Source organism: Pseudoalteromonas tetraodonis, from assembly GCF_002310835.1.
Taxonomy (GTDB): domain Bacteria; phylum Pseudomonadota; class Gammaproteobacteria; order Enterobacterales; family Alteromonadaceae; genus Pseudoalteromonas; species Pseudoalteromonas tetraodonis.
The window spans coordinates 2,476,492-2,492,018 of sequence record NZ_CP011041.1 but is presented as its reverse complement, the minus strand read 5'-3'; the positions used below and the strand labels follow the sequence as shown (position 1 = coordinate 2,492,018).

At 40.9% G+C, this 15,527-nt stretch carries 15 protein-coding genes; 12 read left to right on the top strand and 3 right to left on the bottom strand.

All coding sequences use genetic code 11. The features are described from left to right. The first annotated feature begins 27 nt into the window (after positions 1-27). The 3 genes from PTET_RS11665 (at position 28) to fliD (ending at position 3,360) form a co-directional block, all read left to right on the top strand. A complete protein-coding gene (locus PTET_RS11665; protein ID WP_096038659.1) occupies positions 28-1,422 on the top strand; it encodes a flagellin in 1,395 nt (464 codons plus the stop codon). 99 nt (positions 1,423-1,521) lie between these two features. After that, the gene (locus tag PTET_RS11660; RefSeq protein WP_054201727.1) at positions 1,522-1,908 is read left to right on the top strand and encodes a flagellar protein FlaG; all 387 of its coding nucleotides are present in this window, start codon (positions 1,522-1,524) and stop codon (positions 1,906-1,908) included. 27 nt (positions 1,909-1,935) lie between these two features. Beyond that, entirely contained in the window at positions 1,936-3,360 is a 1,425-nt protein-coding gene (gene fliD, locus PTET_RS11655; RefSeq protein WP_096038658.1) for a flagellar filament capping protein FliD, read from the top strand. A gap of 185 nt (positions 3,361-3,545) precedes the next feature. On the opposite strand, the gene PTET_RS11650 is transcribed toward fliD, so the two are convergent. Both PTET_RS11650 and fliS read right to left on the bottom strand, forming a co-directional pair. Next, a complete protein-coding gene (locus PTET_RS11650; protein WP_028833982.1) occupies positions 3,546-3,869 on the bottom strand; it encodes a hypothetical protein in 324 nt (107 codons plus the stop codon). Beyond that, complete coding sequence (fliS, locus tag PTET_RS11645; protein ID WP_008112168.1) at positions 3,869-4,264, bottom strand: flagellar export chaperone FliS; 396 nt, start codon at positions 4,262-4,264, stop codon at positions 3,869-3,871. Before fliS ends, PTET_RS11650 begins: the two co-directional genes overlap by 1 nt. Positions 4,265-4,630: 366 nt before the next feature. Between fliS and PTET_RS11640 the strand changes: the two genes are divergently transcribed. Then, positions 4,631-6,067 carry a sigma-54 dependent transcriptional regulator gene (locus PTET_RS11640; RefSeq protein ID WP_008112169.1) on the top strand — a complete coding sequence of 479 codons (1,437 nt, stop codon included), beginning with the start codon at positions 4,631-4,633 and terminating at the stop codon, positions 6,065-6,067. Positions 6,068-6,352: 285 nt separating this feature from the next. Here PTET_RS11640 and PTET_RS11635 read toward each other — a convergent pair whose 3' ends face one another. Continuing rightward, positions 6,353-6,955, bottom strand: a complete 603-nt coding sequence (locus PTET_RS11635) for a DNA-3-methyladenine glycosylase I (protein ID WP_096038657.1) — start codon at positions 6,953-6,955, stop codon at positions 6,353-6,355. A gap of 129 nt (positions 6,956-7,084) precedes the next feature. Here PTET_RS11635 and PTET_RS11630 point away from each other — a divergent pair, with 129 nt between their 5' ends. The 8 genes from PTET_RS11630 (at position 7,085) to fliJ (ending at position 15,483) form a co-directional block, all read left to right on the top strand. Beyond that, on the top strand, positions 7,085-8,197 hold the full coding sequence (locus PTET_RS11630) for a sensor histidine kinase (protein WP_013465561.1): 1,113 nt from the start codon (positions 7,085-7,087) through the stop codon (positions 8,195-8,197). Continuing rightward, complete coding sequence (locus PTET_RS11625) at positions 8,194-9,618, top strand: sigma-54-dependent transcriptional regulator (RefSeq protein WP_028833986.1); 1,425 nt, start codon at positions 8,194-8,196, stop codon at positions 9,616-9,618. The genes PTET_RS11630 and PTET_RS11625 overlap by 4 nt, the downstream gene beginning before the upstream one ends. Before the next feature lie 157 nt (positions 9,619-9,775). Next, positions 9,776-10,108 (top strand): flagellar hook-basal body complex protein FliE, encoded by a 333-nt coding sequence (gene fliE, locus PTET_RS11620; RefSeq protein WP_016899229.1) that lies wholly within the window; start codon positions 9,776-9,778, stop codon positions 10,106-10,108. Between the two features lie 20 nt (positions 10,109-10,128). After that, the gene (fliF, locus tag PTET_RS11615; RefSeq protein ID WP_096038656.1) at positions 10,129-11,844 is read left to right on the top strand and encodes a flagellar basal-body MS-ring/collar protein FliF; all 1,716 of its coding nucleotides are present in this window, start codon (positions 10,129-10,131) and stop codon (positions 11,842-11,844) included. Next, positions 11,837-12,877 carry a flagellar motor switch protein FliG gene (fliG, locus tag PTET_RS11610; RefSeq protein ID WP_013465559.1) on the top strand — a complete coding sequence of 347 codons (1,041 nt, stop codon included), beginning with the start codon at positions 11,837-11,839 and terminating at the stop codon, positions 12,875-12,877. The genes fliF and fliG overlap by 8 nt, the downstream gene beginning before the upstream one ends. Positions 12,878-12,880: 3 nt before the next feature. After that, positions 12,881-13,684: a flagellar assembly protein FliH gene (gene fliH, locus PTET_RS11605; RefSeq protein ID WP_013465558.1), complete on the top strand. Its 804-nt coding sequence runs from the start codon at positions 12,881-12,883 to the stop codon at positions 13,682-13,684. Between the two features lie 18 nt (positions 13,685-13,702). After that, complete coding sequence (fliI, locus tag PTET_RS11600) at positions 13,703-15,037, top strand: flagellar protein export ATPase FliI (protein ID WP_008112184.1); 1,335 nt, start codon at positions 13,703-13,705, stop codon at positions 15,035-15,037. Beyond that, positions 15,037-15,483: a flagellar export protein FliJ gene (gene fliJ, locus PTET_RS11595; RefSeq protein WP_008112186.1), complete on the top strand. Its 447-nt coding sequence runs from the start codon at positions 15,037-15,039 to the stop codon at positions 15,481-15,483. Before fliI ends, fliJ begins: the two co-directional genes overlap by 1 nt. Positions 15,484-15,527: the final 44 nt, after the last annotated feature.

Genomic DNA, 15,527 nt, shown 5'->3' with positions numbered 1-15,527 from the left:
ATTACGAAAGTAATCAGGAGTTATAACATGGCTTTATCAGTAAATACTAACGTGTCATCACTAAATGCACAAAGAAACTTATCAAAATCTAGCGATGCGTTAGGTACATCAATGCAACGTCTTTCATCTGGTATGAAAATTAACAGCGCGAAAGATGATGCGGCAGGTCTACAAATTGCTAACCGTCTTTCTTCACAAATTAATGGTTTAGGTGTTGCTCAGCGTAACGCGAATGACGGTATTTCAATGTCACAAACCGCTGAAGGTGCGATGCAAGAGTCATCAAACATCTTACAACGTATGCGTGACCTATCTTTACAATCGGCAAATGGTTCAAACGATGCTAACGCTCGTGCAGCACTACAAAAAGAAGTGGGCGCATTACAGCAAGAGCTAACGCGTATCGCTGAAACCACTAAATTTGGTGGTACAAGCTTACTAGATGGCTCGTTTGGTACTAAACAGTTCCAAGTAGGTTCTAACGCCAACGAAACAATCAACGTAAGCCTGCGTGATGTGTCTGCTGATGCAATTGGCTCATATGGTGTAAATGGTGCCGGAACTGTTTTGGGTACTGCGGGCGCAACTAGCGATTTAGCTACGTTAATTGGTGGCGTCACTGGGGATACTATGACTGTAAATGGTAAGTCAGTAACTTATGCAGCAGATGTAGGTGCAGAAACAATTGCACAAGCAATTAATGCTGAAGCATCTGGCGTTACTGCTACATCAGTGCTTAGCACTACATTAACTGGTTTGAGTTCGGCTGACTCAGCTGATTTAAAAATTGGTAGTGATACATACGACTTAGCCGATTATGGTGGGGACGCTGCACGTTTGGCTGTTGACATGGTTGCTGATGGTTATGATGTTGTTGAGTCAGGTGGTTCATTGACAATTAACGCAACTGGTGTTGACGGTATTGAGTTAACAGCCGCTGCGAATGGTACAGCAAGCCTAGGTGGTGGTACTGCTGCGGGCACACAAGCAGTGGCATCTTCATTAAAGCTTTCTTCTCCAGATAAGATTGGTATTTCTGGTGCAGCTGTAAATGAAATATTAGGTGGTGGTCTTGCTGCTACGGGTGGTCAAGGTTCATTAACGTCAGTAGAAACAATTGATATCTCTGGTACGACTAGTGCTGGTGCACAAAACGCAATCGAAACAATTGATGCGGCGCTTGCGCAAATTGATGCACAACGTGCTGACTTAGGTGCGGTACAAAACCGTTTTGGCTTCACTATTGCTAACCTTTCAAACGTATCAGAAAACGTGTCGGCTTCTAAAAGTCGTATCGAAGATACAGATTATGCTGCAGAAACAGCTAAACTAACTAAGAACCAGATTATGCAACAGGCTGGTACAACAATCTTAGCTCAGTCTAACCAGTTACCACAGGCAGCACTTAGCTTATTAGGTTAATTTAACAATAAGCTCTATACTTAACTACTAAGGAAGGGGCAACCCTTCCTTTCTTGTATAGGTATAAAGCTTTATATCGCTTTATAGTAGGAGCGAATTATGGAAACGCAAAGTTTAAATCTAAATATCAGCTCAGCGCAAAAAGGTGAGGTTACCTCAAGTTACCAAACCCCATCACAAGTTAAGCAAAATGCTGATGAACAAAAGAATACACCCATCACCACCACTGCAAGTAATAGTGAAGTTTCTGAAACAGAGTTATCACCTGAAAAACTAGAGAAGGTGGTACAGCAATTGCAGGACTTTATGGGCGAAATGAACCGTAGCCTACAGTTTAAAGTGGATGAGGATTCTGGCCGTAATGTTATTAAGGTGATTGATAAAGAAAGTGGTGATTTAGTTAAGCAGTATCCTTCTGAAGAAGTGTTAGGAATTGTTGCTAAATTAGCGGAAGCCACTGGCGTGTTAGTTGATTTTAAAGTTTAGTTTGAGCAATTTAAGAGGGTAAGTATTATGGCTATTTCATTTACAGGTATAGGTTCAGGGCTTCAAGTTAATGAAATTGTAACTGCTTTAGTGAATGCTGAAAAAAGCCCTTACCAAGCTCGAGTAACTAAACAGCAAGCAAACTTTACTACCGATATATCTGCAGTAGGTACCCTAAAAGCCTCTTTGGAAGAGCTTAATGGTTCACTAGAATCATTGGGTGACATCGAAAACTTTCAAAAGCGCACTATCAGTGGCAGTGACGACTTTGTTTCTTTAAGCTCTGAAAAAAACGCGCAAACCAATAATTACTCGATTAAAGTTAATAGTTTGGCTGAGAACCATAAGCTAACATCAAATGCTATAGCTGGCGATGAAGCGGTGGGAGAGGGTAAGCTCACGATTAGTTCTGGCTCTAACAGTTTTGACATAAATGTGTCAGACACAGCAAAGCTGGCTGATATACGTGACGCGATTAATGACTCTGCTGACAATGATTCAGTTAATGCTACTATTATTACCGATGATACGGGGCAGCGATTGGTATTATCAAGTAAGGAAACTGGCGCAGAAAACGCAATAAAGATTGTGGTTGATGATGTTGGTGATGCTAATAATACTGATTTGTCTGGCTTATCACGACTAGCTTATGACAGCGATACTGCATCTGCAACCTATGCTGAAAACTTAAACGAAGTAACAGCAGCGACGGATGCTTCAATTACGATTGATGGGACGCTTGTGGCCTCAAGCAGTACCAATGAGTTTAAAGATGTTATTGAAGGCGTTACCATTAATGCTAAAAAAACTCACAATGCAGACGATGATTTAAGTAAAGCAACTATCACTGAAAATAATAATAATGTTGCTGCTGGCTTAAAGTCGTTTGTAGAGAAGTTTAATGCATTTATTGATTTATCAAATCAGCTCGGTCGCTCTAGCGCTGAAGAGGGCGTTGGTGCACTTGCGGGTGATTCATTACTTAGAGGCTCTGTAAACCAAGTACGCTCGATGTTAACATCTGAATTTAGCACGGGTAATGGTAATACCGACTTTTTAGCTAACTTTGGTATTAGAACTGAGCGCTCAGGTAAGTTAAGTATTGATTCTGACGCGCTTAAAGCTGCCGTAGAAAGTGATCCACAAGCTATCCAAACGTTTTTTGTTGGCGAAAATGACGGTGATGGTTTTGTTGGCCAGTTAGATACTGTTATTAAAGGTTATACGGCCTCTGATGGTATTATTAGTTCACGTATTGAAGGGCGTGAAACACAACTCGATAAGCTACAAGATGAAGTTGATGCATTTAATAGCCGAATGAAAAAGTATGAAGAGCGACTATATAGCCAATACAATGCCATGGATATATTAGTTGCTAACCTAAACTCGACAGGAAGTTACTTGCAGCAACAATTAGCTAACCTACCGGGTGTGGCTAAAAAGTCTAGCTAAATAGCATTGTTTAGTAAATAAAGCCTGGCTTGTTAGTCAGGTTTTTTTATACCTGTTCGCTTATTGGTAATTAACAACGCTTGGTTTATAGTGAACTTTCAGGCTATAAAAATACAGAGTGATAAATCAATTAATCACTCTGTAAAGGGGAATAAAATAGGGGTTAGCTAAGGCAAGCAGTGTTTTTAAATATTAGATTTATACTTATTCACCGCGCCTTTGCTTTTTTGTTTCTTTATAATTTCTATCGCTAGCTTTTGTTTTTCGCTATCAAATAGTGTTGAAAGCTGTGCCACAAATGCGATTAAAAACTCAAGCTCAGATTCAGAATAAAAACCGTCGTCATGCTTTAAAGATTCATTCATGTAACTGTCTAACCGGCTATGAATATTCAGTGCTTGCTCAATATCCCAATCCTGAGAGTCAGTAATCAAACTAACCAGCTCATTGCAGTAGTCTCTGGTCTTACTATCAGTAATTTGTGAGCTCGTAACCTGCTTTAAAGTCATTACAGTTGTGGTTCTCTTTGTTCAAATGGAATTGCTTCCCAGCCTGACTTAATTTCTTTAATTAAGGTAATTACTTCATCAATTTTATCAATGTTGTTTTCAAGGTTTGCAGTTAATAAGCAACGCTGGCAGTAGTCATACAAAGAGTCTAAGTTAGTTGATACTTCATTATTGTCTTCAAAATTTAACACTTGCTGCAACGCACCAAGTAGCACAATACAATCAGAGATTGCGTTGCCTTTTTTTTCTAACTCTTTACGTTCAATAAATCCTTTTGCAGCAGAGAGCTTGCCAACAATATTTACAAACACGAGTTTAACTTGGTCGTAGGGAGTCATTTCTTTAACGCTGCTAACTGTTATTTGACGGTATTTATTGATTGATGCATGAGCCATAGGTAATTCCTCAAATTTTAATTACTGTGTAGAACCTTAAGCAAGTTTAGTTCCAACATAAGTTTGACTATTACTTTATCGGCAAAAACAGTCACACCTTTAAGTAATAATAGCACTTTTTATGTGTTTCTTCTGTGTGGAATCGTATCATTGAAAATCGCATTATATGTCGTTTAATTCATCCTAAGTATGTATGTCACTAAAACTACCCAGGCAATTAATAGTTATAAAGTATTGACTTTGTGCGGACAGTGTCTGTTTTTTGGCGTTAATGTCAAAAAATCGCCGCTATTGCTTGCATCCAAACCCAACTGGCTTACAATTTGATTAATAAAACAAATTAGTGAAATAAATGGCTCGCTAAAGATGATCTTAATTTTAGATAATAATAACAATCGCTCTATTGGATTATACGCATCGCTTACTTTTATTGGTGAGGCTGTACAGTTGCAAACAGAAGCTGACTTTGAACAGGCATGCAGCCACTATCAAAACAAAGAATGTATTGTGGTGTTAGGTGCTTTGCAGTCTTTAGATCACGAAAGTTTAATTAAACGATACCCAACATTTCCTTTTTTACTAATTGGTGAAACGCTTAAACCTTTGTTGAGTTTGGCTAATGTTGTGGGGTTGATATGTGAGCCATTTACTCATGAAATAACCACACAGCTGTTACACGACTGTCAGCAATATCAGCGCATGTTGCCGCATGAACATAAAAATAATAAAGAGAAAAGCACCTTTGATGGTCTTGTTGGTGAAACCAAAGCGGTAAAAGATTTACGCTTTTTAATTACGCAGGTTGCTAAAACCGATGCTAACGTACTTATTTTAGGTGAGTCGGGCACAGGTAAAGAAGTGGTTGCCCGTAACGTACATTTGCTCTCTAAGCGTAATAAAGGGCCTTTTGTTCCGGTAAACTGTGGGGCTATTCCTGCTGAGCTATTAGAAAGTGAACTATTTGGTCATGAAAAAGGCGCGTTTACTGGGGCTATTTCAGCACGGAAAGGCCGTTTTGAATTGGCGCAAGGTGGTACGCTATTTTTAGATGAAATCGGCGACATGCCACTACAAATGCAAGTTAAGTTACTGCGAGTGCTTCAAGAGCGTAGTTATGAGCGTGTTGGTGGTACCAAAGCGATCCAAGCTGATGTGCGTGTGATTGCTGCAACCCACCGTGACCTTGAAAACATGATAGAAAAAGGCTCATTTAGAGAAGATTTATACTATCGCTTAAATGTTTTTCCTATTGAGAGCCCATCTCTTGCTCAACGTGCGGAAGACATCCCTTTGCTACTTAAAGAGCTTATGCGCCGTGTAAATGAACAAAGCGGTACTACGGCTAAGTTTACAGAGCGTGCTATTGATAGTTTAAAAGAACATTCTTGGCCGGGTAATATTCGCGAGCTGGCGAACCTTGTTGAACGAATGGTTATTATGTTCCCAGACAAGGTGGTTGATGTTCCTGACTTACCTAATAAATATCGCTACATTGAAGTTGAAGCCTATGAGCCACAGTACCCAGAAGAACTGATGGAGCGTGATGCATTTAATGATATTTTTAGCGGCGGATTTAGTGAAGATGAAATAGATCTAGAAGATGACTTTGCTCAGGCCGCACCTGGTTTATTGCCCGATGAAGGTATTGAGCTTAAAGAGTACTTAGCTGAGCTTGAAATTAACTTAATCACACAGGCATTAGAGCGCTTTGATTACGTTGTCGCCCGTGCTGCTGAAGTACTTGGCGTAAGGCGAACCACACTGGTCGAAAAAATGAAAAAATATAACTTGTCTAGGGATTAAGAGCAAAGTGCAGGTGTTATATTTTAGGTATTAGGTATTAGGTATTAGGTATTAGATATTAGGTTAGAAAAACTAAACACCGGTAGTTACACTGAATCCGTTACAGGTTCTATTTTTTAGCAGGTTTACCCCACGTCTGCGTTGGGTGCCAACTTACTGTTTTTTGGGTAAATATAACAATTAAAGGGTTAAAACCAAAAAGCCTAAAGTTATGCTATTTGCTTAACCTTTAACCTTTAACCTTTAACCTTTAACCTTTAACCTTTAACCTTTAACCTTTAACCTTTAACCTTTAACCTTTAACCCTAACTTTTTAACTTCTTCTTTTCTAAAGCAATTATTACTATGATCGTTAACCATTCCACAGGCCTGCATGTAGGCATACACTGTGGTTGGGCCTAAAAACTTAAAACCGCGCTTTTTTAAATCTTTTGCAAATAACGTCGATGCCTCAGTAACTGCAGGGTAATCCGCAAGCGTCTCTAAATCGTTTACCTGAGGTTTATTACCAACAAATCGCCACTGATAATCACTAAAACTGCCAAACTCTTCTTGAATAGTAATAAAGCATTTTGCGTTATTAATTGTTGCGACAATTTTTAAGCGGTTGCGAACTATGCCCGCATTTTGCATTAATTTTTCTATATCGTGTTCAGTAAAGGCCGCTACTTTGTGTACATCAAAGTTGGCGAAGGCATTTTTATAATTCTCACGCTTTTTTAATATGGTATACCAGCTGAGTCCTGCTTGTGCCGATTCTAATGTTAAAAACTCAAAAAGTAGTTGATCGTCATACACAGGGACGCCCCATTCATGATCATGATATTCTACATAGTCAGGTTTTGTTGTATCTAACCATGGACAGCGATACTGAGCTTCTTCTTTCATGCTTATTCCTTAGCGCGTCATTTTTACGGCACGTATTTTAACTATTTAAATTGTTGATATTATTATGAAATAATTTTGGTACATATTGTGCATTAGCCAGTGTATCTACATTATTTTAGAGAGTTGATTATGGCCCTTGCAAGTGTGCTAAAACCCCAGTTTATTTCTGCTAATCAGTATAACCCATGTTTACTGCAAGAGGAGTATGTTGGTGAGTTGAGTGATTTGCGTCAACAAGCAAGTTGGCTCTCTCATCTGGTTGATACCATGCCTGCGGGCGTGATTGTACTTGATGGTAAAGGAATGATCGCTAAGGCAAACCAAATAGCTATCGATATGCTCGGCGAGCCATTAGAAGGAGAGAAGTGGTTTAGCGTTATTCAGCGCTCATTTCGTCCTCATCAAGATGATGGTCATGAAGTGTCGTTAAAAGATGGACGCTTAATAAAGCTCGATATTACTGCACTCGCGCCTGAGCCTGGGCAACTTATACTAATGACCGATTTAACCGAAACCCGACGCTTACAAAAGCGAGTCGCGCATATGCAGCGTTTAAGTGCCTTAGGTAAAATGGTTGCGTCTTTAGCTCATCAAGTACGCACACCGTTATCAGCGGCTATGTTGTATGCCGCAAATTTAGGCTCAAAACGCTTACCCGAAGCGTCTCGCGGCAGTTTTCATACTAAATTAATGTCACGTTTAAAAGATTTAGAAACCCAAGTAAACGACATGCTGTTATTTGCTAAAAGTGGTGATCAGCAAGTTGTTGAGCAAGTGTCGATGCAACAGCTACTAAGTGAAGTTAAAGCCGGTGCCGATGCTATGGTAGCGCTCAATGATAGCGAATTAAATGTGAGCTTACCTGAACCCGATATTGAAATTATGGGTAACAAAACAGCATTGGCAAGCGCAATTCAAAACCTAATTCATAATAGTATTCAAGTCATTGGCAGTGGTGCACAAGTACATCTTAGTGCTTTGCGTGATATGCAAGACCCTGATTATGTCCGCATTAGTGTTAGTGATAATGGCCCTGGGCTTGATTTAGCACAAACTGAAAAAATATTTGAACCCTTTTATACCACTAAAAGCCAAGGTACTGGTTTAGGACTTGCCGTTGTAAGTTCAGTGGCCAGTGCACATCAGGGACGTGTTGAAGCAAACAACAACCCACAAGGGGGAGCAATTTTTAGTATGTTGCTACCTATTAGTGTCACATCTAAATTAGGGGAGTCACAATGAGTAACACTATTTTAGTTGTAGAAGATGACGCCGGACTTCGTGAAGCATTAATTGATACGCTTGAAATGTCAGGTATAGCCTGTATGGCCGCCAATAGTGCCGAGCAAGCCATGGTGCTACTAAAAAAAGAAGTATTTTCATTGGTGGTCAGTGATGTACAAATGGGCGCAATGAGCGGCTTGGATTTATTACGTAGTATTAAATTAAATTACCCTGATTTACCCGTACTAATGATGACGGCCTATGCCACTATTGATGATGCTGTAGAGGCTATGCGTTTAGGCGCGATTGATTATATGGCTAAGCCATTTGCACCAGAAGTGCTATTGAATATGGTGAGTCGTTACTTACCAGAAAAAGAAAAAGAAACAGACGGGCCCATTGTCGCCGACCCTAGTAGTATTCAATTACTCGAACTTGCTAATAAAGTTGCTCGATCAGATGCCAGTGTGATGGTTCTTGGGCCAAGTGGCTCTGGTAAAGAAGTACTGGCGCGTTATATTCATGACAAATCAAAACGCTGTAATGAACCGTTTGTTGCGATTAACTGTGCTGCTATTCCTGAAAATATGCTCGAAGCCACTTTATTTGGTTATGAGAAAGGCGCGTTTACCGGTGCTATTCAAGCTTGCCCTGGTAAGTTTGAACAAGCACAGGGCGGTACTATTTTACTTGATGAAATCACCGAAATGGATTTAGGCCTGCAAGCCAAGCTGTTACGTGTACTACAAGAGCGTGAAGTTGAGCGTTTAGGTGGTCGTAAAACCATTGCACTGGATGTACGTGTGCTTGCCACAAGTAACCGAGAGTTAAAAGAAGCGGTTGCTGAAAACCAGTTCCGCGAAGATTTATACTATCGACTCAATGTTTTCCCACTGCTGTGGCGACCACTGTGTGAGCGCCCAGGGGACATTATTGTGTTGGCTAAACATTTGATTGAACGTCACTTAAGTAAAAGCAAAGAGCCAATGGCGTATTTAGATAGCAGTGCAGAGCAAAAACTGCTTAGCCATAGCTGGCCCGGTAACGTACGCGAACTAGATAACGTTATCCAGCGAGCATTAATTTTACGCAGTGGGAATAGTATTGATGAGCATGCTATTTTTATCGAAAATCTAGCCCCAACGCATTTTGTGGCAGAAACTAAAGCTGACATTGAGCCTGTAAAAAGTAGTCTCAGTAACGCTTATTATGATGAAAAAGCAGCGCCTGCAGATGAGCAAAAAAATGATTTGTTAGCCGTCGATACTGGTAGTTACAAAGATGAGCTTAAAGATAAAGAACATCGTATTATTTTAGAAACCTTGGCACGCTGCCAAGGAAAACGCAAAGAGGTCGCCGAAACCTTAGGTATTAGCCCGCGTACTTTACGCTACAAATTAGCACAAATGCGTGATTTAGGTATTTCCCTCCCAGCATAACCCCCATAAGCCCTAAGTTCAATCACTTGAATTTAGGGCTGTCAAAACTCTGACTGCTTAATTATTTTACTTAAAGCGTTGTTTTAATTGGTTTTAATTTTTGGCATGTTTTGTGCTTTATTCTCTTTAAGAGTTTACTGCATTATCAGAGACAATTATGAAAATTCAAAACAGTGCTTTATTTCAAGAAATGCAATCAATGGCTGCGGAGGCCACACGTAGTAATCAAGTTAATAACTTGCCAACGCAAGTGCAATCAACCTCTACAGCACAGTTTGGTGACATGTTGAGTAATGCCCTTAATACAGTGCATGAACTTCAGCAAGACACAGGACAAAAAGTAAAAGCGGTAGAGAATGGCGACAGAAGCGTATCACTTGCTGAGGCTATGATTGCTTCGCAAAAGTCTTCTGTGGCATTTGAAGCTACGGTACAGGTTCGTAATAAGCTTGTTGAGTCTTATAAAGAAATTATGAACATGCCTGTTTAACTAGGTAGTGGAGAATTATTGTGGCGCAATCTAATCAATCTACAGATCTGGCACTTGCTGATGGCATGATGGATCAAAGTGAAAACGAAGATCAACAAGAGCAAAAATCAGGCTATTTCAGTGCCCTTGGCGGTGTTGATGTTTTACGTCAAATTACCCTGATTGTTGCATTAGCTATTTGTTTAGCCATTGCTATTTTCGTTATTATTTGGGCTCGTCAGCCAGATATGCGCCCTTTAGGTAAAATGCAAACTGAAGAGTTAATAGAAACACTCGACTTTTTAGATGCACAAAAAATTGACTACCAACTTGATGGCAATGTGGTCTCGGTGGATGAAACTGAATATCAAAATATCAAGTTATTGATGACCCGTGAAGGTTTAGATCAAGGGCCTACATCAGGTAGCGACATTATTATGCAAGACATGGGGTTTGGGGTAAGCCAACGTTTAGAGCGTGAGCGCCTTAAACATGGCCGTGAGCAACAACTTGCCCGTACTATAGAAGAGCTAAATAATGTTACTCGCGCCAAAGTATTGTTAGCGATTCCCAAAGAAAATGTGTTTGCCCGTAGAGAGAAAAAACCCTCTGCAACTGTTGTACTTACTCTTAAACGCGGTCGCTCTCTAGATGGCGAAGAAGTTGACTCGGTTGTTGATATGATAGCTTCAGCGGTACAAGGGCTTGAGCCTTCGCGCGTTACTGTGACCGATCAAAATGGTCGTTTATTAAATTCAGGCTCGCAAACCTCTTTAGCTGCACGCTCACGTAAAGAATACGATATAGAACGTAAACGTGAGCAAGAATACCTAGAAAAAATCGACAGTATTTTGATCCCCGTGGTTGGATTAGGTAATTACACCGCACAAGTAGATTTAAGTATGGACTTTAGTGCGGTAGAAGAAACACAAAAACGTTACAACCCAGATTTACCTGCGGTAAGAAGTGAAACGACCTTTGAAGAAAATAATATTGGTGGCCTAGCGGTTGGTATTCCAGGCGCGCTTACTAATCAGCCACCAGTTAACTCAACTATTCCTGAAGATGCGATGGCGGGCGGTGCAGGCACTGCAACCTCACCGAGTAGAACTCACAAAGAAGCCACTCGTAACTATGAACTCGATACCACTATTTCACATAAGCGTCAGCAAACTGGAGTGATCCGCAGAATAAGCGTCTCTGTTGCGGTTGATTACCTGCCTACGGTGGGTGAAAATGGTGAAACAACTATGACGCCACGCTCGGTTGAAGCCCTGTCAAATATTCGTCGCTTGTTACAAGGTGGCGTAGGCTTTGATATGCAACGTGGCGATGCACTTGAAGTAGTGACCGTACCATTTGTTCGTGAAGACTCAGCGCTTGATTTTGAGTTGCCTTTATGGGAACAAGATTGGTTTATGAAAATGATGCGCTTAGTATTAGGTGCACTGGTTATTATTGTACTGATTTTAGCTGTCGTTAAACCTATGCTTAAACGCTTAATCTACCCAGATAATACACTTGAAGAATACGATGAAGATTCTCTTAGTTCAGGTGTTGATCTTGGTGACAGCACATTAGATATGCTAAATAATGACTTTGATTCTGCTTCAGTTGGCTTCTCAAGCGATGGTACACTACGCTTACCAGACCTACACGGCGACGAAGACTTACTCAAAGCGGTTCGTGCCCTTGTAGCCAATGAACCAGAACTATCATCACAAGTAGTGAAAGCGTGGTTAACAGAAGATGACTGATCAAGAACAAAAACAACTACCTCAAGCGTTTGATGTTGATAAACTTGATGGTGTAGATAAAGCCGCAATATTATTGCTGAGCTTAACTGAAGAAGATGCAGCGCAAATCCTCAAGCACTTAGAGCCAAAACAAGTGCAAAAGGTCGGTATGGCTATGGCAGCAATCGATGATTTGTCGCAAGCTAAAATTAGCGCGGTTCATAATTTGTTTATTGAACAAATTCAAAGCTTTAGTACGATTGGTTTTCAGTCTGAAGACTTCATCAAAAAAGCACTTACAGCCGCATTAGGTGAAGATAAAGCCGCCAGCTTGATAGACCAAATAGTGATGGGCTCAGGCGCTAAAGGTCTTGATTCATTAAAATGGATGGACTCTAAACAGGTGGCTAACATTATTCGTAATGAGCATCCACAAATTCAAACAATTGTTCTCTCTTACCTAGAGCCTGAACAGTCGGCTGAAATTTTAGCGCAATTTCCTGAAAAAGTGCGTCTCGATTTAACCATGCGTATTGCTAATTTAGAAGAAGTACAACCGGCAGCATTGCAAGAATTGAATGAAATTATGGAAAAACAATTTGCCGGTCAAGCGGGTGCACAAGCTGCGAAAATGGGTGGCTTAAAAGCTGCGGCAGATATCATGAACTACCTCGATACAAATGTTGAAGGGCAGTTAATGGATTCAATCCGTGAGCATGACGAAGAAATGTCGCAACAAATTCAAGACTTAATGTTTGTCTTCGAAAACTTAATGGATGTAGACGACAGAGGCATTCAAGCAATCCTGCGTGAAGTGCCGCAAGATGTATTAATGAAAGCCATTAAAGGGACCGACGATGCCCTTAAAGAGAAAATTTTGGGTAACATGTCAAAACGTGCTGCTGAAATGCTTGCTGATGATTTAGAGGCTATGGCTCCTGTGCGCATTAGTGAAGTAGAAGCGGCGCAAAAAGAAATTTTATCAACAGCACGTCGCCTTTCTGATTCAGGTGAAATTATGCTTGGTGGTGGCGGTGGTGAGGAGTTCTTATAACCTATGAGTCACTCTAAAGGTCGCCCATTACATGCAGATGAAGCTGATGAGTTATTAAAAAATTGGCCAATTCCTGATGTTGCTCCCGATGAGCGAAGCTTTCGCAATCGCTCTACGGCTTATGGCACACCCTTAGCCGAGCTATACCGTAAAGAAATAGCAAAAGAACAAGTAGAAGAACCGGAAGAACCAGAGCTGCCTTCATTAACTATGGTAGAGCTGGAGCGTATTCGCCAAGATGCCTACGAAGAAGGCCTTAAACAAGGGCACGAACAAGGCTATATAGATGGCTTTGACAAAGGCGTAACCGAGGGTAAAGAGGCGGGTTACAAAGAAGGTGTAGAGCTGGGTAAAACACAAGGCCAAGAAGACGTTAAACCCTTAATTGATGAGCAGTTGACCAGCCTGCGTGGCTTACTAGATAGTTTAAGCGACCCGCTTAAAAAAGTGGACGAACAAGCAGAAAAACAGCTGGTACAGCTAGCCACTATGCTCAGTGAAGCGATTATTTATCAAGAAGTAAAAACATCACCTGATATTATTTTACATACTTTGAAAAAAAGCATTGATGCACTTAATGCAGAACAAGAAAAAGTTCGAATTCATCTTCATCCAGATGACTTATCGCTGATAAAAACCAGTTATGGCGAACAAGCTATTGAAGATAATCATTGGCAATTAATTGCAGAACCCACTCTAGAGCGGGGCGGTTGTGAAGTTAAAACAACGTTATCATCTTTAGATATGACCTTGAAAACCCGTGTCAAAGAAACGTTGGATAGCTTTTTGCATAACAGTGGTATCTAACTTTTTTATTGGCGTGTTATGTCTGTGAGCGATACTTCATTAAGCGAACGCTTATCTCAATACCAACGGCATATTAAAATTCCAGCGCCTGCAGTCGCGGGAGTTTTAACGCGTGTGGTTGGTTTAACACTGGAAGCCAAAGGTTTGCGCGCTCCGGTAGGCAGCCAATGTAAAATTGAAACAATGAACGGCTTTGTTGACGCTGAAATTGTTGGATTTAACGATCAAACTTTGTATTTAATGCCTAACGACCACATTTCAGGCGTACTGCCTGGTGCGCGAGTTATCCCCCAAGTTAATGACACAGGTTTGCCTGTTGGCATGAGCTTACTTGGTCGAGTGGTAGACGGCTTAGGCAGACCTTTAGATGGCTTAGGTAAAATTAATGCAGAACATACACTCAAATTTGCTCAAAATGCAATAAACCCTCTTGCAAGACGCCCCATTAGTAAGCCTATGGATGTGGGGGTACGTGCTATTAACTCGGTGATTACTGTCGGCCAAGGCCAGCGCATGGGCTTATTTGCAGGCTCTGGTGTGGGTAAATCAGTATTATTAGGCATGATGACCCGAGGCAGTGAAGCCGATGTGATTGTAGTGGGTTTAGTCGGTGAGCGTGGTCGAGAAGTAAAAGAATTTATTGAAGAAATACTGGGTGTTGAAGGGCGTAAACGTTCAGTTGTTGTTGCAGCCCCCGCTGATGCCTCACCATTAATGCGATTAAAAGGCTGCGAAAGTGCGGTAACCATTGCAGAGTATTTTCGAGATCAAGGCTTAAACGTATTGTTATTACTCGACTCGGTGACGCGTTATGCTATGGCACAGCGTGAAATCGCGCTGGCTGTAGGTGAGCCCCCTGCAACAAAAGGCTACCCACCTTCAGTATTTGCTAAATTACCTGCGCTGGTGGAAAGAGCGGGTAACGGCGGGGAAGGACAAGGCTCTATTACTGCCTTTTTTACCGTACTGAGTGAAGGCGATGACATGCAAGACCCGATTGCTGATGCTGCACGTGCCATACTTGACGGACATATTGTTTTATCGCGTGATTTAGCCGACAGCGGCCATTATCCTGCCATTGACATAGAAAAATCGATTTCTCGAGTTATGCCTCAAGTGGTGTCTGAGTCGCACATGCAACAAGCTCGGGTGCTTAAGCAAGTGTATTCAATGTATCAACAGAACAAAGATATGATCACCTTGGGCGCTTATCAAAAAGGCAGTGATCAAATGCTCGATCAGGCAATAAACATGATGCCACGAGTGAACGCATTTTTACAACAAGGGATGCGTGATGTGATTAGCTATGATGATGGCCTTCAAGGGCTAGCGCAATTATTAGGACAAGCATAATGGCAAAAAATAAACTGCATTTGTTGCTCAGGCTTGAAAACGAAAAAGAAGAAACGTTACGCATGAGCTACTTGCAAGCTAATCAAAATTTGCAAGTAAATCAGCAAAAGCTGCAGGGCTTAAATGACTTTCGACTTGAATACACGCAGCAACTTCATATTAAGGGGCAGTCGGGTTTATCAAGTGCCGGATTTAGTCAGTATCATGCATTCATTGCTAAGATTGAAGAAGCGATACGTCAACAAGCAAGCACTGTTAACACTGCAAAGCAGGTGGTTAGCCAGCGTAAAACCTTGTGGTTAAAGCAACAAGTAAAAGCGAAAGCGGTTGCTAAGTTAATTGAAAAACAACAGATAAAAGCGGATATGTTGGCCGCTAAAAGTGAGCAAAAAATGCTCGATGAATTTTCCTCTAATCAGTTTTATCAAAGGCATAAAGCACTATAAGGTAGGCATGCTAATTGCTTAGATTCTACAAGAGCAATGATTTT